At 73.9% G+C, this 21,619-nt stretch carries 21 protein-coding genes; 13 read left to right on the top strand and 8 right to left on the bottom strand.

Annotation, left to right across the window (positions count from 1 at the left end):
• The first annotated feature begins 9 nt into the window (after positions 1–9).
• On the top strand, positions 10–870 hold the full coding sequence (gene truA, locus Q6348_RS00610; protein WP_304599406.1) for a tRNA pseudouridine(38-40) synthase TruA: 861 nt from the start codon (positions 10–12) through the stop codon (positions 868–870).
• Positions 871–906: 36 nt separating this feature from the next.
• Here truA and Q6348_RS00605 read toward each other — a convergent pair whose 3' ends face one another.
• Positions 907–1,308: a DUF5709 domain-containing protein gene (locus tag Q6348_RS00605; protein ID WP_304599405.1), complete on the bottom strand. Its 402-nt coding sequence runs from the start codon at positions 1,306–1,308 to the stop codon at positions 907–909.
• A 39-nt stretch (positions 1,309–1,347) separates the two neighbouring features.
• On the bottom strand, positions 1,348–1,953 hold the full coding sequence (locus Q6348_RS00600) for a LysE/ArgO family amino acid transporter (protein ID WP_304599404.1): 606 nt from the start codon (positions 1,951–1,953) through the stop codon (positions 1,348–1,350).
• A 216-nt stretch (positions 1,954–2,169) separates the two neighbouring features.
• Between Q6348_RS00600 and rplM the strand changes: the two genes are divergently transcribed.
• The 5 genes from rplM (at position 2,170) to Q6348_RS00575 (ending at position 6,131) form a co-directional block, all read left to right on the top strand.
• Positions 2,170–2,613, top strand: coding sequence for a 50S ribosomal protein L13 (gene rplM / locus Q6348_RS00595; RefSeq protein ID WP_304599403.1), 444 nt, complete (start codon positions 2,170–2,172; stop codon positions 2,611–2,613).
• 41 nt (positions 2,614–2,654) lie between these two features.
• A complete protein-coding gene (gene rpsI / locus Q6348_RS00590; RefSeq protein ID WP_304599402.1) occupies positions 2,655–3,131 on the top strand; it encodes a 30S ribosomal protein S9 in 477 nt (158 codons plus the stop codon).
• A gap of 148 nt (positions 3,132–3,279) precedes the next feature.
• Complete coding sequence (glmM, locus tag Q6348_RS00585) at positions 3,280–4,638, top strand: phosphoglucosamine mutase (RefSeq protein WP_304599401.1); 1,359 nt, start codon at positions 3,280–3,282, stop codon at positions 4,636–4,638.
• On the top strand, positions 4,635–5,255 hold the full coding sequence (locus tag Q6348_RS00580; RefSeq protein ID WP_304599400.1) for a peptide deformylase: 621 nt from the start codon (positions 4,635–4,637) through the stop codon (positions 5,253–5,255). The genes glmM and Q6348_RS00580 overlap by 4 nt, the downstream gene beginning before the upstream one ends.
• Before the next feature lie 156 nt (positions 5,256–5,411).
• Positions 5,412–6,131, top strand: coding sequence for a DedA family protein (locus tag Q6348_RS00575; RefSeq protein ID WP_304599399.1), 720 nt, complete (start codon positions 5,412–5,414; stop codon positions 6,129–6,131).
• 26 nt (positions 6,132–6,157) lie between these two features.
• On the opposite strand, the gene coaA is transcribed toward Q6348_RS00575, so the two are convergent.
• Complete coding sequence (gene coaA / locus Q6348_RS00570; protein WP_434062032.1) at positions 6,158–7,114, bottom strand: type I pantothenate kinase; 957 nt, start codon at positions 7,112–7,114, stop codon at positions 6,158–6,160.
• Positions 7,115–7,201: 87 nt separating this feature from the next.
• Here coaA and glmS point away from each other — a divergent pair, with 87 nt between their 5' ends.
• From glmS to Q6348_RS00555, 3 genes are all read left to right on the top strand, one after another.
• Positions 7,202–9,055, top strand: a complete 1,854-nt coding sequence (gene glmS, locus Q6348_RS00565; RefSeq protein WP_304599397.1) for a glutamine--fructose-6-phosphate transaminase (isomerizing) — start codon at positions 7,202–7,204, stop codon at positions 9,053–9,055.
• Between the two features lie 132 nt (positions 9,056–9,187).
• A complete protein-coding gene (locus Q6348_RS00560) occupies positions 9,188–9,586 on the top strand; it encodes a DUF4190 domain-containing protein (RefSeq protein ID WP_304599396.1) in 399 nt (132 codons plus the stop codon).
• 34 nt (positions 9,587–9,620) lie between these two features.
• Complete coding sequence (locus tag Q6348_RS00555) at positions 9,621–9,974, top strand: holo-ACP synthase (protein WP_304599395.1); 354 nt, start codon at positions 9,621–9,623, stop codon at positions 9,972–9,974.
• A gap of 18 nt (positions 9,975–9,992) precedes the next feature.
• Here the strand turns inward: Q6348_RS00555 and Q6348_RS00550 are convergent, their stop codons facing one another.
• From Q6348_RS00550 to metH, 5 genes are all read right to left on the bottom strand, one after another.
• Complete coding sequence (locus tag Q6348_RS00550; protein WP_304599394.1) at positions 9,993–10,982, bottom strand: LLM class F420-dependent oxidoreductase; 990 nt, start codon at positions 10,980–10,982, stop codon at positions 9,993–9,995.
• 10 nt (positions 10,983–10,992) lie between these two features.
• Positions 10,993–11,559 (bottom strand): TetR/AcrR family transcriptional regulator, encoded by a 567-nt coding sequence (locus tag Q6348_RS00545; protein ID WP_304599393.1) that lies wholly within the window; start codon positions 11,557–11,559, stop codon positions 10,993–10,995.
• Positions 11,560–11,595: 36 nt separating this feature from the next.
• Positions 11,596–13,725 carry a YhgE/Pip domain-containing protein gene (locus tag Q6348_RS00540; RefSeq protein WP_304599392.1) on the bottom strand — a complete coding sequence of 710 codons (2,130 nt, stop codon included), beginning with the start codon at positions 13,723–13,725 and terminating at the stop codon, positions 11,596–11,598.
• 32 nt (positions 13,726–13,757) lie between these two features.
• Positions 13,758–14,522, bottom strand: a complete 765-nt coding sequence (locus tag Q6348_RS00535) for an ATP-binding cassette domain-containing protein (RefSeq protein WP_304599391.1) — start codon at positions 14,520–14,522, stop codon at positions 13,758–13,760.
• Between the two features lie 189 nt (positions 14,523–14,711).
• Complete coding sequence (gene metH / locus Q6348_RS00530; RefSeq protein ID WP_304599390.1) at positions 14,712–18,368, bottom strand: methionine synthase; 3,657 nt, start codon at positions 18,366–18,368, stop codon at positions 14,712–14,714.
• A gap of 135 nt (positions 18,369–18,503) precedes the next feature.
• On the opposite strand from metH, the gene Q6348_RS00525 reads away from it, so the two are divergent.
• From Q6348_RS00525 to Q6348_RS00510, 4 genes are all read left to right on the top strand, one after another.
• A complete protein-coding gene (locus Q6348_RS00525) occupies positions 18,504–20,045 on the top strand; it encodes a bifunctional ADP-dependent NAD(P)H-hydrate dehydratase/NAD(P)H-hydrate epimerase (protein WP_304599389.1) in 1,542 nt (513 codons plus the stop codon).
• Positions 20,046–20,166: 121 nt separating this feature from the next.
• Positions 20,167–20,484, top strand: coding sequence for an SHOCT domain-containing protein (locus tag Q6348_RS00520; protein WP_304599388.1), 318 nt, complete (start codon positions 20,167–20,169; stop codon positions 20,482–20,484).
• Positions 20,481–21,062 (top strand): sulfocyanin-like copper-binding protein, encoded by a 582-nt coding sequence (locus tag Q6348_RS00515; RefSeq protein WP_304599387.1) that lies wholly within the window; start codon positions 20,481–20,483, stop codon positions 21,060–21,062. Before Q6348_RS00520 ends, Q6348_RS00515 begins: the two co-directional genes overlap by 4 nt.
• A 54-nt stretch (positions 21,063–21,116) precedes the next feature.
• Positions 21,117–21,578 (top strand): DUF8821 family protein, encoded by a 462-nt coding sequence (locus tag Q6348_RS00510; protein WP_304599386.1) that lies wholly within the window; start codon positions 21,117–21,119, stop codon positions 21,576–21,578.
• Positions 21,579–21,619 lie beyond the last annotated feature (41 nt).

Genomic DNA, 21,619 nt, shown 5'->3' with positions numbered 1-21,619 from the left:
TAGCGTGGGGTGGTGACCGTGCGCCTACGCCTGGACCTGTCCTATGACGGGACCGGCTTCGCGGGCTGGGCGACACAGCCCGGTCTGCGCACCGTGCAGGGCACGCTGGAGGCGGCGTTGGGCACGGTGCTGCGGTGCGAGCCGCCCCGGCTGACGGTCGCGGGCCGGACGGACGCCGGTGTGCACGCGCGCGGGCAGGTCGCCCACCTGGACGTCGACGACGACGCGTGGCAGGCCGTGCGCGGCCGCCTCGACGACCCGGCGGGGGCGCTGGTGCGCCGGCTGGCCGGGGTGCTACCCCCGGATGTCGTGGTGCACCGCGTGGGTGTCGCGGCCCCCGGGTTCGACGCTCGGTTCGGCGCTCTGCGCCGCCGCTACGTCTACCGGCTCGCCGACGCGCCGCACCTGGCGGACCCGTTGCGCCGCGGTCACGTGGTGCGCCACCGGCTGCCGCTCGCCGTCGACGCGATGGCCAGAGCCGCCCGGCCGCTCGTGGGGCTGCACGACTTCGCGGCGTTCTGCAAGGCCCGGCCGGACGCAACCACGGTGCGGACGCTCGAGCTGCTCGACGTGTCGCGTCCGGGGGGTGGTGCCGACGCGGGCCTGGTGGTCGTCGAGGTGCGCGCGGACGCGTTCTGCCACTCGATGGTGCGGGCGCTCGTCGGTGCCCTGCTGGCCGTGGGCGAGGGGCGTCGCGCCCCGTCGTGGCCGGAGGAGCTGCTCGCGGCGCGGCGCCGCGACCCGGCCGCGCACGTCGCGCCCGCGCACGGCCTGACGCTCGAGGAGGTCGTCTACCCACCGGACGCGGAGCTGGCCTCGCGGGCGGAGCAGACGCGGGCCCGCCGCGCCGCGCCGGAGTCCGACCGCTAGATGCCGGGCCGCCGGTGGCGGCGGGCGGAGCGGGGCCTACAGCTCGTCGTCGTCGAGGTGCATGGCGGCCTCTTCGGCGCTCGCGGCTCCTCCGGCCACCCCCTCGTCGACCGCCGCGGTACTCCAGCTGCTCTCGCCCTCGGCGTCCGACGAGGCGGAGGCCAGGCGCCCGACCCGACCGGGTTCGCGCGCGGGGTCCGGCGCCGTCCCCTCCTCGGGCTCCTCCTGGGTCAGACGCTCGTCGAGGGAGTCGCCGGCCAGCTCCTCGGCCTCGGTGGTCTCCAGGTGACGGTTGGGCCGGTCCGGGGGCGACCAACCCTCGTCCGCGAGGTCGTCCACGCCGCGCTGGACGAGCTCGTCCTCCTTGGTGAGCTGGTCGGTGTCACCCTCGGCGACGCCTTCCGGCTCCGGGCGGGTGCCAGGTGTGTCGCTGCTCATCCGTCCACGGTTGCACCGGGTCGCCGAGCCCGCATCCGCTCAGCCGGACAGCACGAGGCGGAGTGCGACCGTCACCATCACCGCGGCGACCCCGAGGTCCAGCAGACGCCACGCGGTCGGGCGTGCGAAGAGCGGCGCGAGCCTCCTTGCCCCGAAGCCCAGGAGCGTGAACCACACGAGGCTGCCGGTCGCCGCCCCGGCCGCGAACGCCCAGCGCGGATCGTGCTGGGTGGACAGGCCGCCGAGGAGCACGACGGTGTCCAGGTAGACGTGCGGGTTGAGCCACGTCAGCGCGAGCGTGGTCGCGAGGACGGAGCGCAGCCGTACCGGCCCGTCGGCCGAGGGCGTGAGCTGCTCGCGGCCCGCAGCGCGGCGCAGTGCGGCCACCGCGAGCACGGTGAGGAACGCAGCGCCACCCCATCGTGCGACCGTCAGCGCGACCGGCGCGGCCCGCACCACGGCGCCCAGCCCCGCCACCCCTGCGCCGATCAGGACCGCGTCGGACGCCGTGCACACGGCCACCACCACGCCGACGTGCTCGCGCCGCAGCCCCTGGCGCAGCACGAAGGCGTTCTGCGCCCCGATCACGACGATCAGGGAGAGCCCGGTGAGCAGCCCGGCGACGAGCGTGGCGAGGGTCGGCACGGACCGCACGCTAGGGCTCCGGCGCCGATGAGGACCAGCCGCCCGGGAGTGCGGCCGCCGGGTGGCCAAGGCGAGTTTTGCCGTGGCGCACCTGCCCAGGTACCCTGATACGTCGTTGTGCGTCATCGTCGTGCCCCGGCACGCCACGACGCCGACCCGGCCCTCACGGTACCGCGTGGGGGTCGACACCTCACCGAGCGAGACGAAGGTACGACCGTGCGCACGTACACCCCGAAGCCCGGCGACGTCCAGCGGACCTGGCACGTCATCGACGCCGACGGCGTCGTCCTGGGCCGCCTGGCCACCCAGGTCGCGACGCTGCTGCGCGGCAAGCACAAGGCGACCTTCGCCCCCCACGTGGACACGGGCGACTTCGTCATCGTGATCAACGCCGACAAGGTCGTCCTCACGGGTGCCAAGCGCGAGCAGAAGCTGGCCTACCGGCACTCCGGCTACCCGGGCGGCCTCCGGTCGGTCTCCTACGAGCAGCTGCTCTCCACGCGGCCCGAGCGCGCCGTGGAGAAGGCCGTGCGCGGCATGCTCCCCAAGACCTCCCTCGCGCGGCAGCAGCTGCGCAAGCTCAAGGTCTACGCCGGCGCCGAGCACCCGCACGCCGCCCAGCAGCCCCAGCCGTTCGAGATCAGCCAGGTCGCGCAGTAGCGCCGGCTCCCTCAGCCCACCCACCGCGAAGGACAGCACCCGTGGCAGAGACCACCGAGTTCGAGGGCGAGACGCCCACCAGCTACACCTCCGAGAGCGCGGCCCCCACCGGCCGCGGCCAGAGCCTGACGGCTCCCGGCCAGGCGCTCGGCCGCCGCAAGGAGGCCATCGCCCGCGTCCGCCTCGTGCCGGGCACCGGGACGTGGACCATCAACGGCCGCACCCTGGAGGACTACTTCCCCAACAAGGTGCACCAGCAGCTGGTGAACTCGCCGCTGGCCCTCGTCGACGTCGAGGGGCGCTTCGACGTGATCGCCCGGATCTCCGGTGGCGGCGTGAGCGGGCAGGCCGGTGCGCTGCGACTGGGCATCGCCCGTGCGCTCAACGCGATCGACGCCGAGCACAACCGTCCGGCGCTCAAGAAGGCCGGTTTCCTCACGCGTGACGCTCGCACCGTCGAGCGCAAGAAGGCCGGCCTGAAGAAGGCCCGCAAGGCCCCTCAGTACTCCAAGCGCTGACCCAGTCGCTCCGACGGCCCCGATGGTCTCCATCGGGGCCGTCGTGCTCGCCGGCCCGGCGAGCGGGTGTATCGCCCCTGACGCGCGCAGCGCGATGCGGGAGCGGCCAGGCGGATGTGGCAGTGTCGGGGCAGGACGAGGAGGTCAGATGGGTCGGCTGTTCGGAACCGACGGCGTACGGGGGCTCGCGAACCGGGAGGTCACGGCTGAGCTGGCGCTGGACCTGTCCGTGGCGGCAGCGCACGTGCTGGGGTCCATCGGAGAGTTCGAGGGGCACCGCCCGCGCGCTGTGGTCGGCCGCGATCCGCGCGCGTCGGGGGAGTTCCTCGCATCCGCCGTCATGGCCGGCCTGGCGAGTGCCGGCGTCGACGTCGTCGACCTCGGGGTGCTGCCCACCCCAGGGGTGGCGCACCTGACCGGGGCGCTGGCCGTGGACCTGGGCGTGATGCTCTCCGCCTCCCACAACCCGATGCCGGACAACGGCATCAAGTTCTTCGCGCGCGGCGGGCACAAGCTCGCCGACGAGCTCGAGGACGCCATCGAGCGACAGATGGGCGAGTCCTGGGAGCGGCCGGTGGGGGCGGCCGTGGGCCGGGTGTCCAGCGACCTGGGTCTGGCGGCCGACCGGTACGTCGACCATCTGGTCAGCACGGTGCCGGGTGCCGGCGACTCCCCGTTGGGTGGGCTGCGCGTGGTGGTGGACTGTGCGAACGGCGCCGCCAGCGAGGTCGGACCTGCTGCGCTGCGGGCCGCCGGCGCTGATGTCGTGGTCATCAACGCCTCTCCGGACGGGCGCAACATCAACGAGAAGTGCGGCTCCACGCACCCCGAGCAGCTCCAGGCGTCCGTGGTGGCCGCGGAGGCGGACCTCGGCGTGGCGTTCGACGGGGACGCCGACCGGTGCCTGGCCGTGGACGCCGCCGGGTCGCTCGTGGACGGCGACCAGATCATGGGCATCCTCGCGGTCGCGCTGCGGGACCGCGGCGAGCTGCCGGGGGACACCCTGGTGACCACCGTCATGAGCAACCTCGGCCTGCAGCTCGCGATGGCCGAGGCCGGGATCGCCACGGTGCAGACGGCCGTCGGCGACCGGTACGTCCTGGAGGAGATGCGCGCACGCGGCTTCGGCCTGGGCGGCGAGCAGTCCGGGCACGTGATCATGTCGCGGTACGCGACGACCGGGGACGGCACGCTGACCGCGTTGCACCTGGCCGCGACGGTCGCCGCCGCAGGCCGTCCGCTGGCTGAGCTGGCGGCGGCCGTGCCGCGCCTTCCGCAGGTCCTGGTGAACGTCGCCGGCGTGGATCGCAACAGGGTGGCCGACCCCGCCGTGCAGGCCGCGGTGGCCGCTGCGGAGAGCGAGCTCGGGCGCACGGGACGGGTGCTGCTGCGGCCTTCCGGGACCGAGCCCCTGGTGCGGGTCATGGTCGAGGCCGCCGCGCTCGTCGAGGCCGAGCGCCTCGCGGACCGGCTCGCGGGAGTGGTGCGCGAGCGGCTGGCGCTGTGACGCTCGCCGATCAGGTCGGCGAGCTCCTGGCCGGACCGCGGCCGTTGCCGATCGTCCAGGCCGGCCACCCCGTGCTCCGGCGCGTGGCCGAGCCGTGGACGGGCCAGCTCCCGGGGCCACTGCTGGGTGAGCTCATCGAGGCCATGCGCGAGACGATGCACGCCGCTCCGGGGGTGGGCCTCGCGGCCCCGCAGGTCGGGTTGTCCCTGGCCCTGGCCGTGCTGGAGGACACCTGGGTCGCAGGCGCGATCGCCGAGGCGCGGGAGCGCACCGCACTGCCGTTCCGCGTCCTGGTCAACCCGCGCTACGAGCCGGTCGGCGAGCGGCGGGTCGCGTTCTTCGAAGGCTGCCTGAGCGTCGCCGGCTACCAGGCCGTCACGCCGCGCTGGCACGCGGTGCGACTGACCGGGCAGGACGAGACCGGGGCGGCGCTGGACGAGGTGCTCACCGGCTGGCCGGCCCGGATCGTGCAGCACGAGACCGATCACCTGAACGGTCGCCTGTACCTCGACGGGGCAGAGCTGCGGTCCCTGGTCGCGCCGAGCGAGGCCACGCGCTACCTCGGCGACCCCACCCCGGCGCGCGCCGCCACCGAGCTCGGCTTCCCGCTGCCCTGACCTTCGGCCGTCTCACGTCCGCCTCACGGATGATGCGCGCGGGCCCTGCGACACGGCACGATGACCATGGGAGCCTCAGGGTGATCCCCGATACCGGCCGGGTCGACGTGACCGTACGGTGGTCAGGCCGATGGAGGAGGCTGCATGGGTGGCTGGGTGAGCACACTCGGGGACTGGGTGCTCGGCCTGACGGGGACGCCGTGGGTCTTCCTCGCGCTGTGGGCGCTCGCGGTCATCGACGGCTTCTTCCCGCCCGTACCGAGCGAGACCGTGGTGATCGCGCTCGCCTCGCTCGCGGTCTCGACCGGGTCGCCCGCGTGGTGGCTGGTCGCGATCGTCGCGGCACTCGGCGCCTTCACGGGGGACCAGGTCGCCTACTCGATCGGCAAGCGTGCCGACCTGCGCCGGCGCCGGTTCGTGCGCGGCCGCCGTGCTCAGGAGGCCATGGCGTGGGCGGAGCGCGCCTTGCACGAGCGGGGCGCGGTCTTCATCATCGCGGCGCGCTACATCCCGGTGGGGCGCGTCGCCGTGAACATGACCGCGGGTGGCCTGCGCTACCCACGGGCGCGGTTCACAGCGTTCGCGGCGGTCGCCGGCGTCTCCTGGGCCGTCTACACCGTCGCGCTCGGCTCGACCGCAGGGGTGCTCTTCCGGGACACCCCGTGGATCGCGGTGTTCGTGGGTGTGGCCGGTGGTGTGCTGCTGGGCATGGCCGCCGACCCCCTGCTGTCCCGCTTGGGGCGTCGCCTGGGGTGGACCACGGTGACCCCGCAGGCGGCTCCTGAGCCGGTGGACCCGTCCGTGCCGCCGATCGCTTCGCAGGGCCCCGCCGTGGTCGACCCGTGCGACGGACCTCGCGGGGGTCTGGCGGGCTGACGCACCTCGCCCGGGGCGGGCGGCCGTCAGAGCTTGCGCAGCCGGACCCGCTGGACGGCGTGGTCCGGGCCCTTGCGCAGCACCAGGGTGGCCCGCCCCCGGGTGGGCAGGATGTTCGCCACCAGGTTCGGCTCGTTGATGGCGTCCCAGATCTCCTCGGCGCGCGCGGTAGCAGCAGCGTCGTCGAGGGCCGCGTAGCGGTGGAAGTAGGAGTCCGGTCGGGAGAACGCCGTGTGGCGCAGCGACAGGAAGCGGTCCACGTACCAGCGCCGCACGTCACGGGTGCGCGCGTCGACGTAGATCGAGAAGTCGAAGAAGTCGCTCACCGCGAGGCTGGACTCGCCGGCGGCGGCCGGTCGGGCGGGCTGGAGCACGTTGAGCCCCTCGACGATGAGCACGTCGGGCCGGTGCACGGTCACGCGGGCACCCGGGATGATGTCGTAGGACTGGTGCGAGTAGACCGGCGCGTGCGCCTCCGCGCTACCGGCCTTGACCGCTGCCAGGAACCGCAGCAGCGCGCGCCGGTCGTAGGACTCCGGGAAGCCCTTGCGCTGCATCAGCCCGCGGCGCTCGAGCTCCGCGTTGGGCAGCAGGAACCCGTCCGTGGTCACCAGCTCGACCCGCGGGGTCTCGGGCCAGCGGGCCAGCAGCTCGCGCAGCACGCGCGCGGTGGTGGACTTGCCCACGGCGACCGAGCCCGCGATCCCGATCACGTACGGCGTGCGGGCCGTGCCCTCGCCGAGGAAGGTCGAGGAGGCCGAGTGCAGCTGCCGGGTGGCCTGCACGTACAGCGCCAGGAGCCGGGAGATCGGCCGGTAGACCGCGTCCACCTCCGCGAGGTCGATCGGGTCTCCGAGCCCGCGCAGCCGCTCCAGGTCCGTGCTGGTCAGGGGCAGCGGCGTGCTCGCGGACAGTCGGCTCCACTGGCGACGGTCCAGGTCCACGTACGGGGTGGGCGTCTCCAGCGTCGGCACGGTGGCCAGTCTGCCGGATCCTGCCGGGCTCGTGCGCCGACCGCTCGAGCGGCCGTGCGGGGCATGCGCCGGGCGGCACCACCTAGACTCGCGGCCATGTGCGGAATCGTGGGGTACGTGGGGGCGCAGTCGCCGAATGCTCGGCCGCTGGACGTGGTGATGGGTGGCCTGGCCCGGCTCGAGTACCGGGGCTACGACTCGGCGGGCGTCGCGCTCGTCACGCCGGGCGGTCTGGCGACGGCCAAGAAGGCCGGCAAGCTCGCGAACCTGGCCGGTGAGCTCGAGCGCACGCCGCTGCCCCCGGCCACGGCCGCGATCGGCCACACCCGCTGGGCCACGCACGGGGCGCCGACCGACGTCAACGCACACCCGCACCTGTCCGCGGACCAGCAGGTCGCGGTCATCCACAACGGCATCATCGAGAACTTCGCGCAGCTGCGTCGGGAGCTCACCGAGGACGGCGTCGCATTGCGCAGCGAGACCGACACCGAGGTGGTCGCGCACCTGCTCGGCCGTGCCTACGACGGTGACCTGACCGCGGCGATGCGCGCTGTGGCCCGGCGGTTGCGTGGCACGTTCACCCTGCTCGCGGTGCACGCCGACGCCCCGGACGTCGTGGTGGGCACGCGCCACGACTCGCCGTTGGTCGTCGGACTGGGCGACGGGGAGAACTTCCTGGGCTCCGACGTGGCGGCCTTCATCGCGCACACCCGGGAGGCGATGGAGCTGGGCCAGGACCAGGTCGTCACCCTGACGCCGGACTCGGTGCACGTCGTGGACTTCGACGGTGCCCCCGTCTCGCCGCGGCGCTACACGGTGGACTGGGACGCCTCCGCGGCCGAGAAGGGCGGCTTCCGCTCGTTCATGGACAAGGAGATCCACGACCAGCCGCACGCGGTCGCCGACACGCTGCTCGGGCGGACGGACACTGCGGGTCACCTCGTGCTGGACGAGATCCGCGTCGACGAGGCGGTGCTGCGACGGGTCGACAAGATCATCGTGGTCGCGTGCGGGACCGCAGCGTACGCCGGGCAGGTGGCGAAGTACGCGATCGAGCACTGGTGCCGGATCCCGGTCGAGGTCGAGCTCGCGCACGAGTTCCGGTACCGCGACCCGGTGGTGGACGCCAGGACGCTCGTGGTCGCGGTGTCGCAGTCCGGGGAGACGATGGACACCCTCATGGCGGTCCGGCACGCCCGCGAGCAGGGCGCCACGGTGCTCGCGATCGTCAACACGCACGGGTCGACGATCCCGCGCGAGTCCGACGCGGTGCTGTACACGCACGCCGGGCCGGAGGTCGCGGTGGCGTCCACCAAGGCGTTCCTCGCCCAGATCACCGCCGCCTACCTCCTCGGGCTGTACCTCGCGCAGCTGCGCGGCACCAAGTACCCGGACGAGATCGCGGAGATCCTGGACGACCTGCGCGAGATCCCCGACAAGATCCAGGCGGTGCTCGACGCGGCAGGGGCCATCCGGGAGGTCGCTGTCGCCATGAAGGACGTGCCGTCCGTGCTGTTCCTGGGTCGGCACGTGGGCTACCCCGTGGCCATGGAGGGCGCGCTCAAGCTCAAGGAGATCGCCTACATCCACGCCGAGGGCTTCGCCGCGGGAGAGCTCAAGCACGGCCCCATCGCTCTGATCGAGACCGACCAACCGGTCTTCATCATCGTGCCGAGCCCCAGGGGTCGGGACTCGTTGCACGCGAAGGTGGTCTCGAACATCCAGGAGATCCGCGCCCGCGGTGCCCGCACCCTGGTGGTGGCCGAGGAAGGCGACGAGGACGTGCTGCCCTTCGCGGACCAGGTGTTCTTCGTGCCGCGCACCGCGTCGTTGCTGGCGCCGCTGCTGGCGGTGGTGCCGCTGCAGATCTTCGCGTGCGAGCTGGCGTCGGCCAAGGGTCTGGACGTGGACCAGCCGCGCAACCTGGCCAAGTCGGTCACCGTGGAGTGAGTCACGGGCTGCGTGCCCGAGCGGGGTCTTTTCACCCTCCTCCGATCGGGTGGCGTGGCCAGGGGAGGGCTCACGCCGCGGCGATCCTGAGCCGAGGGACTCGATGACGGTCCAACCCGAGGAGTCCCCCCAGTGACCAGCCATGACACCTTCCAGCCGGGCCCACCCCCCTCGGGCCTGTCTGCGCCGCCCTCGTTCTCGGGCCAGCTCGCGCCCACACCGCCACACGTCGCCCCGGCCGGCGGGCAAGCCGCAGGGGACGCCTATGCCGCGGCCGCGTACGCCCCCAGCTACCTCCCGGGGCAGCTGCTCGGGACGAACCGTTGGGCGATCGCGTCCCTGGTCCTCAGCCTCCTGGGCGTGTGCCTGGGCGGCGTGATCGCGGGGCATGTCGCCCTGCGCCGGATCGCGGTCTCCGGACAGCGCGGTCGGGGCCTGGCGGTCACCGGCCTGGTGCTGGGTTACCTCACCCTCGTCGCCGCGGCGGTGGTGGCCGCGTGGTACTTCGGGTTGCTCGCGGCGCTCGCCTGACCGCCGGGGCTCCGCTGCACCCTAGGGTGGTCGCATGATCGTCGGGGTCGGGATCGACGTGGTCGACGTGGCGCGGTTCATGGCCACCCTGCGGCGCTCGCCCGGGTTGCGCGAGCGCTTGTTCACGCCTGTCGAGCGAGACCTGCCGGCGTCCTCGCTCGCTGCCCGGTTCGCTGCCAAGGAGGCGATCGCCAAGGCCCTGGGCGCGCCGGGCACCATGAGCTGGCAGGACGCGACCGTGCATCGCGTGACGGGCGGCCCGCCGCAGGTGGAGGTCGTGGGGACCGTCGCGGCGCGCGCGGCCGAGCTCGGCGTCGACCGGTTCCACCTGTCGATCTCCCACGACGCCGGCATCGCCTCGGCGATGGTGGTCGCCGAGCGCGACTGACCGGCGTCGCGGGGGCGGTCAGCCGCGCAGGGCCGGTGCCACCTCGCGCTCGAAGAGCTCGATACCGGACCGGTCGTGCGCAGCCTCGGAGAAGTAGCAGATCGCGTAGGTCATGCCCAGCTCCTCCAGCTCACGCAGCTTCGCGACGATCTGGTCCGGCGTGCCCACCAGGGGACCGTTGCGGAACTCCTCGGCGATCTGCGGGGCCTTGTCGGGCAGCGTCCTGGCGTACTGCTCCTCGATCCACGCGATGCGCTCGTCGACCTCGTCCTGGGTAGCGCCGATGACGACGTTGTAGTTGGCCGAGCGGGTGATCGAGTCGAAGTCGCGGCCCAGGTTCTCGCAGTGGCCGCGCAGCACCTCGGACTTGTGCGCGAAGGTCTCCGGGTCGCCGCCGAGGTTGGCGTACCGGCCCGAGCGCGCGACGTACTTCAGGGTGCGCTTCTCGCCGCCGCCGGCGATCCACATCGGGATGCCGCCCTCCTGGAGGGGCCTGGGGAAGACCCGGGCACCGTCGACCTGGTAGTAGCGCCCGTCGAGGGTCGCGTACCCGGTCCGCCAGGCCTGCTCCATGATCTGCACGCCCTCGTCGAGCATGCCGAGCCGGTCGCCGACGGCGGGGAAGCCGTAACCGTAGGCGTTCCACTCGTGCTCGTACCACCCGGCGCCGATGCCCATCTCGACGCGACCGCCCGAGATCAGGTCGACCGTCGCGGCGACCTTCGCGAGGTAGGCGGGGTTGCGGTAGCCCATGCACGTGCACATCTGGCCGAGTCTCACGCGGCTCGTCGAGGACGCCAGCGCGGCCATCAGGGTCCACGCCTCGTGCGTGGCCTCCTCGGTGGGCTCGGGGACGGTGTGGAAGTGGTCGTACACCCACACCGACTCCCACACGTCGCCGTCGTCGGCGTGCTGGGCCAGCCCGTGCATGGTGGACCACTGGTCCGCGGGGTCGATGCCGACGAGGTCGAGTCGCCAGCCTTGCGGGAGGAAGAGTCCGAATCGCATACGGACCAACCTATGCCCGACGCACCATCCGCAGGATGGCGGCGAGGACATCCGTGGGGCTGCGGTCCGGCTGGTACGTGAGCCACTCGAGGCCTGCGACGAGGGTCGCCCCGAAGGCTGCGCTGCCCATCACGCGCGCGTCGAGCGGGTCGAGGTCGGGGTCGCCGAGCCCCACCGCCTCGGCGAACACCGCCATCGCCTGGTCGTGGATGAGACCGATCGACTCCTGCCAGTCCCGGCCGGTGCGGAACACCTCGGCCGCGACGACCTTGGCGAACGCGGGGTTGTCGCGGATCTGCCGGAGCAGCGCGGTGACGAGGCGCTCGAGCGGGGTGGGCTCGGGGCCCGTCTCCAAGGCCGTGCGCAGGTTGGCGGTCAGCCGGGTGATGCCCTCGGTGAGGATCGAGGTGAACAGGTCGGCCTTGGACCCGAAGTTGTAGTAGACGGATCCCTTCGCGACGCCCGCCGCCTCCGCGATCTGGTCCACCGAGGTGGCGGAGAACCCGTGGTCGGCGATGAGCCGCACGGCCGCGTCGATGATCTGGCGGCGGGTGGCGCCGACGGGCAGCTCGCTCATGGCACCAGCCTCCCAGAGACCACGCGCGGCCGGCCGTCAGATCGACAGGGCCGGGTGCAGCCGACGCAGCGTCCACGTCCGCATCCGCCCCGCGCGCCACGCCGTGAGCGCGAGGGAACCGACCAGGAGCGTCGCGAGCACCGCGACGCTCGACCACAGCCGCGCGTCGACGCCGCCGGTGATCACCTCACGCAGCCCCGTGACCGCGTAGCTCATCGGCAGCAACGGGTGTACGGCGCGGAAGAACGCCGGGGTGGTCTCCACCGGGTAGGTGCCGCCGGAGGACGCGAGCTGCAGCATGAGCAGGGCGAGGATCGTGACCTTGCCCGCAGCCGGGCCCAGGACGGCGTTGAGCATCTGCTGCAGGGCGAGGAAGGACAGCGCGACGAGGGCGGTGAACGCGGCCGTGCCGACGGCGGAGGCGAGGTCCATGCCCAGGCCCCAGTGGATGACGCCCAGCATGACGAGGACCTGGGCCAGGCCGATGGTCGCCGCGGGCCAGTAGCCCGCGAGCGCCGCGCGCAGACCGCCGGCGGGTGTCGCCAGGGCGCGGGTCGGCAGCGGCCGCAGCAGCAGCCAGGTGATCAGCGAGCCGACGAACAGCGCGAGCGAGATGAAGAACGGTGCGAAGCCCTCGCCGAAGCCCTGCGCCTCGGTCAGGTGCTGCTCGTCGAGCGCGACGGGGGTGGCGATCACGTCGGCGCGTGCGGTGGCGGCGCCGTCCACGGGGATGGCGGCGGCTCCGTCCGTGAGGCCCGCGGCGAGCGTCGCGGTGCCGTCGCCGACCTTCGCGCTGCCGTCGGCCACGCCGTGCGCACCGTCGGCGAGCGTCGCGGTGCCGGCCGCCAGGGTGGTGGCCCCGTCCGCGAGTGCCGCGGTGCCGGTGGCGAGGGTGTGCGCCCCGTCCGCGAGGTCGGTGGTCGCCCCCGCCAGCCGGGACGCGCCGGCCGCGACGGCTGCCGTGCCGCCGGCGAGGCGGTGGGCTCCGTCGGCGAGGTCGGACGCGCCGCCGGTCACGGCGCCCATCGAGGTGTCCAACGTCGCGGCCCCGTCGGCGAGGTCGTGCGCGCCCGCCTGGAGGGCGGCGAGCTTTGTGGCCGTCGCCCGCGGGTCGAGGTCGCCGAGGGAGGTCGCCAGGTCGGACACCTCCCGCAGCGGCGCGAGGGCTGCGGTGTCGCCGGCGGCCGCCCGGGCCCCGAGGTACGTGGCGACGTCCTGCAGCGCGCCCGGCGCCGCGGCGAGCGCCTGCGACAGTGCGTCGACCTGACCCACCGCCTGGTCGACGCCCGAGGCGAGGGTGGTCGCGCCGCTGTCCAGCGTCGCGGCACCGGCCGCGGCCCGGGACAGCCCGGCCGCGAGCGTGGTGGCGCCGCTGGACAGGCCGGCCGCGCCGCTCGCGGCCTGCTTCGCGCCGCCGGCGAGCGACGTCGCGCCGTCGGCCGTCGTGGTCGCGCCGGTGGCGAGCCGTGATGCGCCGTCGGCCGCGGTGCTCGCGCCGGTGGCGAGCCGAGCTGCTCCGGCGTGCGCCGAGTCGGCCCCAGCGGCGACCCGGTCCGCACCGGAGGCGAGCTGCTCGGTGGCCTGCCGCAGCGTCATGGCGCCGTCCGCCGCGGTCGCGAAGCCGTCCCGCGCGGAGCCGAGCCCGACCAGGAGGGAGTCCACCGCGCGGTCGCCGATGGTGGCGCGGACCGCGTCGTCCACCTGCACCATCGCGCTGTGCCCGAGCGTGGAGGCCAGGAACGAGTTCGCGTCGTTGTAGGTGACGTCGATCCGGGCCTGGTGCGGGTCGGACCCGCCGGCGGACGCGACCGCGGCGGAGAAGCCCGTCGGGATGGTGACCGCGAAGTAGTAGGTGCCGTCCTGCACGCCCGCGGCCGCGTCGGCTGCGGACGTCGTGACCCAGTCCAGGCTCCCGTCGGTGACGAGCTGGTCGGTCACCTGGTCGCCCGCGGCGAGCGTGCTCCCGTCGGCGGTCGTCGCCGGGCGATCGGCGTTGACGAGCGCGACGGGGAGGTGGTTCATCCGACCGGTCGGGTCCCAGAACGCCCACAGGTACAGCGCGCCGTACAGCAGCGGGATGAGGACGAGGGCGAGGATCGCGACGCGCGGCAGCGGGCCACGGCGGAACCGGCGCAGCTCGGCGCCGGTGGAGGTCAGGGCGGGCATGGTGGGTCCGTTCGGAGGCGAAGGTGCAGGGGTCAGCGGGCGTGGGCAGGCGTTGCGGCGGACACCGAGTCGGGCGCGGCGAGCTCCGCGGTGGCGTGCGGCCCGGTCGCCAGGAACACCTGGCGCGGCGCTCGGGTCCACGTGAACCGGCGGACCTCGTCGAGGGACGCGACGGATGCGACGACGGTCGTCCCGGCCCCGGTCAGCGCCTCGAGCCGGGACCAGACCAGCTGGCGCCGCACCGAGTCGTGCACCTGGTCGACGTCGTCCACCACGACGAGCTCGGGGGCCTGCAGGGTCGCGAGCGCGAGCCGCAGCAGCATGACGTCGACCTCGTCGAGGTCCCACACCACGGAGTCCACGCGCGGCACCGGGCGCGGCCCGTAGACCGGGCCGACGAGGCGCTCGAAGGTCGCCTGCGTGACGCGCGGCACGCGCCGGTACCACGGAGCGAGCCAGGCGAGCCGCTCGCGCACCAGCACGCCGACCGTGACGGACTCGTCCAGGTCGTCGATGCCCGCGAAGCCCGCGATGGCTGCGCGGCGCTGCACGGCGCGCCGGCACCGGGGCAGCGGCTCGCCGAGCACCAGCAGGTCCGCACCCGCGTCCGGCTTCATCCGGCCCGCCAAGGTCAGCAGGAGGCTCGAGCGCCCGCCGCCCTGGGGGCCGTGCACCACGGCGAGCTCGCCGGCCTCGATGTCGAGATCCACGGGTCCGTACACGACGCCGCGCTTGCCGTGCAGGCTCAGGCCGCGGGCGCGCACGGCGGTAGGGGTCGGCTGCTGCTGGGCGGTCATGGTGCTCTCGGTTCTCTAGACTGACCGGTCAGTACAAACATAGGACGACACGGTACTGCTGGCAAGACGCGCGGTGCAGCCGGGAGCCCTTCGTCCGCACGTGGAGCGGCAGCAGGCATACGTCCTGCCGCGTGCGGGCTGCGTTCCTCGCCTGAGCGAGCGACAACTGAACCCTCTGACCGCTCCGGCTCAGTCCGGGTCGTACCCGAGGTTGGGTGCGAGCCAGCGCTCGGCCTGCGCCAGGGTCCAGCCCTTGCGGTCGGCGTAGTCGACGACCTGGTCGCGCGCCAGCCGGCCGACGGCGAGGTACGTGGCGTCCGGGTGTGCGAAGTACAGTCCCGAGACCGCGGAACCTGGTGTCATGGCGAAGGACTCGGTGAGCGTGATGCCGACGTCGGCGAGGTCCAGCAGGTCGTCCAGAGTGGCCTTCTCGGTGTGGTCCGGCTGGGCGGGGTAGCCGGGGGCCGGGCGGATCCCCTGGTAGCGCTCGCGGATCAGGTCGGTCACCTCCAGCTGCTCGTCGGGCGCGTAGCCCCACAGCCGGGTGCGGACCTCGCGGTGCGCCCACTCGGCGAACGCCTCGGCGAGCCGGTCGGCGAGGGCCTTGACCAGGATCGCCGTGTAGTCGTCGTGCCCGGCCTGGTAGCGGGCCGCGAGCTCCTCGGCGCCGTGCACGGCGACCGCGAACGCGCCCAGGTGGTCACCCTGCTCGGCGACGAAGTCCGCCAACGCGCGGTACTCGCCGGAGCGTTCGCGCTGCTGGCGCAGGGTGTGCAGGGTCGCCACGACCTCCGCCGCACCGTCCGGACCCTCGCGCAGGACGTCGACGTCGTCCCCGCGCCGCCGGGCGGGCCACAGGCCGACGACGCCCTCGGCGCGCAGCGACCCGTCCGCGATCACCTGGCCGAGCAGCGCACGCGCGTCGGCGAAGAGCGACCGCGCCTGCTCGCCCTGGCGCGGGTCGTCCAGGATCTGCGGGTAGGTGCCGCGCAGCTCCCACGCGGTGAACAGCGGCGTCCAGTCGACGATCTCCACGAGCTCGGCGATCGACGGCCGGAGCACGTGCCGGCCCGGGGCGAGCGGCGCCGGCACGGGCAGGCCGGACAGGGCGTGACCGCGCTCGCGGGCCGCGGCCAACGGCACCAGGACGTGGTTGCGCTCGGTGTGGCGCGCGCGCACCGCGTCGTAGTCCGCGCTCGTGCGCTCGGCGACGACAGCCGGCCGGGCCAGCAGGTCGGACACGACCCCCACGGCGCGCGACGCGTCGGGCACGTGCACCACGGTCCCGGTGTACGCGGGGTCGATCTTGACGGCGGTGTGCGCCTTGCTGGTGGTCGCGCCGCCGATCAGCAGCGGCGTTGTCAGGCCCCGCCGGGTCATCTCACCCGCGAGCGCGACCATCTCGTGCAGCGAGGGAGTGATGAGGCCCGAGACGCCGATCACGTCGGCGCCCAGCTCGGCCGCGGCCGCGAGGACCTTCTCGCTCGGCACCATGACGCCCAGGTCGTGCACGACGTAGCCGTTGCAGCCCAGCACGACGCCGACGATGTTCTTGCCGATGTCGTGCACATCGCCCTTGACCGTGGCGAGCACCACGGTGCCCTTGCCGGACGCGGCGACCTCCCCGGCTGCCTCCGCCGCGGCCTGCTCGGCCTCGATGTAGGGCGTCAGGTGCGCGACGGCGACCTTCATGACGCGGGCCGACTTGACCACCTGGGGGAGGAACATCTTGCCGGCGCCGAACAGGTCGCCCACCACGCCCATGCCGTCCATGAGCGGCCCCTCGATGACCCCCAGAGGCGAGCCGAGCTCGTGGTAGGCCTCCTCGGCGTCGTCGACGACGTGCTCGACGATGCCGTGCACCAGCGCGTGCCGCAGCCGCTCCGCCACCGGCAGGTCGCGCCACGCCTCGGTCCGGGCCGTCTGGGTCTCCTGGCCGGTGAACCGTTCGGCCAGGGTGACCAGGCGCTCGGTCGCGTCGGGGCGGCGCGCCAGGAGCACGTCCTCGACCGCCTCCCGCAGCTCCGGATCGAGGTCCGCGTCCACCGTGAGCATCCCGGCGTTGACGATGCCCATGTCCAGCCCCGCCTCGATGGCGTGGGACAGGAACACCGCGTGCATCGCCTCGCGCACGGTGTTGTTGCCCCGGAACGCGAAGGACACGTTGGAGATCCCGCCGGACGTCAGGGCCCCGGGCAGGTGCGCCTTGATCCAGCGGACGGCCTCGATGAAGTCGCGCGCGTAGGTCGCGTGCTCCTCGATCCCGGTTCCGACGGTGAGCACGTTCGGGTCGAAGACGATGTCGTGCGGCGGGAAACCCGCCTCGTCGACCAGCAGGCGGTAGGCGCGCTCGCACACGGCGATCCGCCGCTCGAGCGTGTCGGCCTGGCCGTGCTCGTCGAACGCCATGACCACGGCCGCGGCCCCGTAGCGGCGCACGGTGCGGGCACGAGCCAGGAAGGTCTCCTCGCCGTCCTTGAGCGACAGCGAGTTGACCACCGCCTTGCCCTGCACGTGCCGCAGGCCGGTCTCGATGACCGCCCAGTCCGAGGAGTCGATCATCACCGGCACACGCGCGATGTCCGGCTCGGCGGCCAGCAGGTCCAGGAACCGCGCCATGGTCGACGGGCCGTCGAGCATGCCCTCGTCCACGTTGACGTCGATCATCTGTGCGCCGCCGGCGACCTGCTGCGCGGCGATCGCGACCGCTGCGGCGTCGTCGCCGTCGACGATCGCACGCTTGAAGCGGGGGCTGCCCGTGACGTTGGTGCGCTCGCCGACGTTGATGAACCCGACCTCGGGGGTCAGGTCGAGTACCTCCAGACCGGAGGTGCGCAGGCGGTCCGGGGTCGGGTGGGTGGCGCGCGGCGCGATGCCGTCCACCGCCGCGACGAACGCCGCGATGTGCTCGGGCGTCGTGCCGCAGCAGCCGCCCACCACGTTGAGCAGGCCCTCGCGCGCGAAGCCGCCGAGCACCCGGGCCATCTGCTCCGGCGTCTCGTCGTACTCGCCGAACGCATTGGGCAGGCCCGCGTTCGGGTGCGTGGACACGAGCGTGCCCGTGGCCTCGGCGATCTCCCGCAGGTACGGGTGCATCGGCTCGGGGCCCAGCGCGCAGTTCAGGCCCACCGAGAACAGGTCCGCATGCTCGGTCGACACCACGAAGGCCTCGGGCGTCTGCCCGGACAGTGTGCGGCCGCTGGCGTCGGTGATGGTGCCCGAGAGCATGATCGGCACGCGCCGACCGGTCACCTCGAACGCCTCCGCGCACGCCTCGAGCGCGGCCTTGGCGTTGAGGGTGTCGAACACCGTCTCCACCAGGAGTGCGTCGACGCCGCCGGTGAGCAGCGCGGTGACCTGCTCGAGGTAGGCCGCAAGGAGGTCGTCGTAGGTGACCGCGCGGAACCCGGGGCGCTCGACATCGGGGGACAGCGACGCGGTGCGGTTGGTGGGGCCCACCGAACCCGCGACCCAGCGGGGACGACCGTCGCGCGCCACGGCCGCGTCCACGGCTTCGCGCGCCAGGCGGGCCGCAGCGAGGTTCATCTCGCGCACGAGCCCCTGCGTGCCGTAGTCCGCCTGGGAGATCGCCTGGGCGTTGAAGGTGTTGGTCTTGAGGATGTCGGCGCCCGCTGCGAGGTACTCGGCATGGATGCGCGCGAGAACGTCGGGCCGGGTCAGCTGGACGAGGTCGAAGTTGCCGGCGTAGGACCGGTCGGGGTCGGCGCCGTCGAACCGGAAGTCGTCCTCGGTGAGGCTCTCGTGCTGGAGCATCGTGCCGTAGGCGCCGTCCAGGACGAGGATGCGCTGCGTGGCGGCTTCGCGGATGCTCGTGATGGTGCTCACCTCGGGTGCGTGGCTGGGCAGGGCTGGGCCATCCCGCCCTCCGGTCATCCCATGCTACGGAGCCCGGGTGCTGCCGGTGTCCGGTGTGCGGTGCGCGAGACGGCGCCCGCGCGACGTGCGCGGCAGGATGGACCCGTGATCGACGCCTATACCGCCGCCGACGTCCGTGCCGCCGAGGAGCCGCTGCTCGCCGCCGAGCGGGGGTTCCATGGCGGCCTCATGCACCGCGCCGCGACCGCGCTGGCCGGGGTCGTACGCGAGGAGCTGCGGGCCCGAGGCGTCCGGGTCGCGGGCAGCAGCGTCGTGGCGCTGGTCGGGCGCGGCAACAACGGGGGCGACGCGCTCTTCGCCCTCGCCGCCCTGGCGCAGCGCGGTGCCGCGGCCGTGGCCGTCGCGCTCGGGCCGGTGCACGAGGCCGGGGTCGGCGCGCTGCGGGCGGCCGGTGGCCGGGTGCTCGCCGTGGGCGACGACGCGCCCGGTGAGCCGGTGTGGGTCGGCGACGCGGTCGCCGAGGCGTTCGCCGCCGACGTGCTGATGGACGGGCTGCTGGGCATCGGTGCCAGGGGTGGTCTGCGGGAGCCCGCCGCGGGGCTCGTGGAGCTGTTGACCGGCCTGCTGGACGAGGCCGGCACGGGTGGCCCCACGGTGATCGCGGTCGACGTGCCCAGCGGTATCGGGGTGGACGACGGCGCGCTGCCCGGCCCGGTGCTCCCGGCGGACCGCACGGTGTCGTTCGGGGTCGCCAAGCCCGGCCTGCTGCTGCCGCCCGCCGCCCACCTGGCCGGTCAGCCCACCGTCGTGGACCTGGGTCTGACCCCGATGCTCGCCGTGCACGGCGCGAGCCCTGCCGTGCGCCGCCCCGAGGCGGCCGACGTCGCGGCGCTCTGGCCCGTGCCGGGCGAGACGGACCACAAGTACAGCCGCGGCGTGCTCGGAGTCCTCGCGGGGTCGGTGGGCTACCCGGGCGCGGCGGTGCTGTGCGTCGCAGGCGCGCAGGGCGCGGGCACCGGGATGGTGCGGTACCTCGGCCCCGACCCGGTGGCCCGCGCCGTGCTCGCGGCCCACCCCGAGGTCGTCGTCGGCGACGGCCGCGTCCAGGCGTGGGTGATCGGCCCGGGCCTGACCGACGACCGGTGGGGCGTCGCCGGGGAGCGGGTGGCCGCGGCGCTGCGCGAGGGGCACCCGGTGGTGGTGGACGCGGGTGCGCTCGGGGTGCTGCCGGGGAGCGCCGAGGGTGCTGTCCTGGTGCCGCACGCCGGGGAGCTCGCGACGCTCCTGCAGGGCCGTGGCGTGGACGTGGACCGGGACGCCGTGCAGGCGGAGCCCCTGCGGTGGGCGCGCGAGGCGCACGATCGCACCGGCGCCGTGGTGCTTCTCAAGGGCGCGGTGACCCTCGTCGTCGGCGCCGGGACCGTGTGGACGGCTGCGGACGGCACGGGCTGGCTCGCCACCGCGGGGGCCGGCGACGTCCTGGCGGGTGTGCTGGGTGCGCTGCTCGCGGGACTGGCCGCCCGGGCGCCCGGCGAGCGGCTCGACGAGGACACCGTGGCGGCGGCCGCGGCGGTGGCCGCCTCGGTGCACGGGCGTGCCGCGGTCCACGCCTCCGGCGGCGGGCCGGTGACCGCGTCTGCGGTCGCGGCCGCCGTACCGCGCACGCTGGCGAACCTGCTCGGGTGAGCGACGAGAGTCGCGGCGCGGGTGGCCGGTGGAGCCGAACATCTTCATGGATGCTTCATCGCTCTCCCGGCCTGCTCACATGCGTCGGCGCGATCCTGGTGGCACGGGAAGGGGAATCACGATGATGGGTTGGCACGACTACGGCTGGGGCATGACCGGGTTCGGCTGGTTGTTCATGGGCCTGTTCTGGCTCGCACTGCTCGGGGTGATCATCTGGTTGGTCGTCCGGCTGCTGCCCGGACGCTCGACCCAGCAGCAGGCCCCGCCGCCCGCCGTCCCGCCGGCTCCCCCGGCCGCCGCTCCACCCGCGCCGCACGGCTCCGGCCCCGGCTCGGCGCTGGACATCCTGGACCGCCGGCTGGCGGCCGGTGAGATCGACGTGGAGACCTACCGCGCGACGCGCGCGGCGCTGCTCGAGGGTCGAGGCAACCCTCAGTGACCCGGCGGGCGCGCGGCTGGACGATCGCGGCGCTGGTCGCTGCGGTCGCCGTCCTGGTCGGCTCCGTGGCCTGGGCGATCGGGGGCGGCCTCAGCGCCGGGACGAGCACGTCACAGGTCGCGCCGTGGCAGGGCCGGGACGCCTCGGGCAGCTCCGCGGACCTGCCCGGCACCGTCGTCGACGTGGTCGCGATGGACATGGGCGGCCGCGGGATGATGGGCAACCGGCGCTGGGGCATGGGCACGATGCGCCTGCGTCCGGACCGCGCCGACGTACCCGCCGGTACGGTCACGCTACGGCTGGACAACGTCGGCACCGTCGACCACGAGCTCGTGGTGCTCCCGCTGCCCGCCGGTCAGCAGGTCGGCCGGCGCACCGTCGGGCCGGACGGAACGGTCGACGAGTCCGCCAGTCTGGGCGAGGCGTCCGCAACCGACGCGGCCGGGGCGGGCGACGGCATCGCCCCGGGAGCCAGCGGGTGGGTCACGCTCGACCTGCGTCCGGGCCGCTACGAGCTGGTGTGCAACATCGAGGGCCACTACGCCGCCGGGATGTACGCCCTGCTCGTCGTGACCTGAGCAACCGGCCACGGTGGGTACGCTCCACGTGTCACTCGACATCGGGAGGTCGTCGTGCCGCAGGAGGTCGACTTCGCGCAGGTCTCCACCGTGGGCCTGGAGTCCTCGCCCGTCGCCGACGCCCTCGCCGGGCTGCGCGCCAACGAGGCGCGGTACTTCCGCACCAAGTACGGCCACGTCTTCACCGTGTCGCCGGCGCAGGAGGCGGCCGACGTCGTCGACCTCGTCCATCGGATCCTTGCCGAGGAGCGCGGCATCGTGATCGCCTCGCGCCCGCTGGAGGCGACGTCCTTCGAGGTCGACGGGGTGCGCTGGTCCTACGTGTTCTACGAGTCCGGGCTGTCGGTCAACGTGCTCTACAGCCTCGAGGACGGCAAGAAGCGTGCCGTCGGTTTCAAGCTCTCCGACGGCATGGAGGTCCCCGAGGAGCTCTCCGCCTTCAAGTTCGCGCGCCAGCGGTCCAAGCTCGCCGGCACGATCCGCGGGTCGTTCTTCGTCGTCAAGGGGCAGTACTAGGCCGGGCGGCCGGGCTCGGCGCGGGGGCCGCTCAGCCGCCG

Origin of the sequence: Actinotalea lenta, assembly GCF_030586465.1 — a bacterium.
Classification (GTDB): Bacteria; Actinomycetota; Actinomycetes; order Actinomycetales; family Cellulomonadaceae; genus Actinotalea; species Actinotalea lenta.
This window is presented reverse-complemented; position numbering and strand designations above follow the sequence as displayed.

What these genes read in the sequence shown, in the direction of transcription:
- Q6348_RS00605 (WP_304599405.1), bottom strand. Translation starts at nt 1,308, where the DNA reads ATGAGCAGCGACACACCTGGCACCCGCCCGGAGCCGGAAGGCGTCGCC.
- glmM (WP_304599401.1), top strand. Translation starts at nt 3,280, where the DNA reads ATGGGTCGGCTGTTCGGAACCGACGGCGTACGGGGGCTCGCGAACCGG.
- glmS (WP_304599397.1), top strand. Translation starts at nt 7,202, where the DNA reads ATGTGCGGAATCGTGGGGTACGTGGGGGCGCAGTCGCCGAATGCTCGG.
- Q6348_RS00555 (WP_304599395.1), top strand. Translation starts at nt 9,621, where the DNA reads ATGATCGTCGGGGTCGGGATCGACGTGGTCGACGTGGCGCGGTTCATG.
- Q6348_RS00550 (WP_304599394.1), bottom strand. Translation starts at nt 10,982, where the DNA reads ATGCGATTCGGACTCTTCCTCCCGCAAGGCTGGCGACTCGACCTCGTC.
- Q6348_RS00545 (WP_304599393.1), bottom strand. Translation starts at nt 11,559, where the DNA reads ATGAGCGAGCTGCCCGTCGGCGCCACCCGCCGCCAGATCATCGACGCG.
- Q6348_RS00540 (WP_304599392.1), bottom strand. Translation starts at nt 13,725, where the DNA reads ATGCCCGCCCTGACCTCCACCGGCGCCGAGCTGCGCCGGTTCCGCCGT.
- Q6348_RS00535 (WP_304599391.1), bottom strand. Translation starts at nt 14,522, where the DNA reads ATGACCGCCCAGCAGCAGCCGACCCCTACCGCCGTGCGCGCCCGCGGC.
- Q6348_RS00520 (WP_304599388.1), top strand. Translation starts at nt 20,167, where the DNA reads ATGATGGGTTGGCACGACTACGGCTGGGGCATGACCGGGTTCGGCTGG.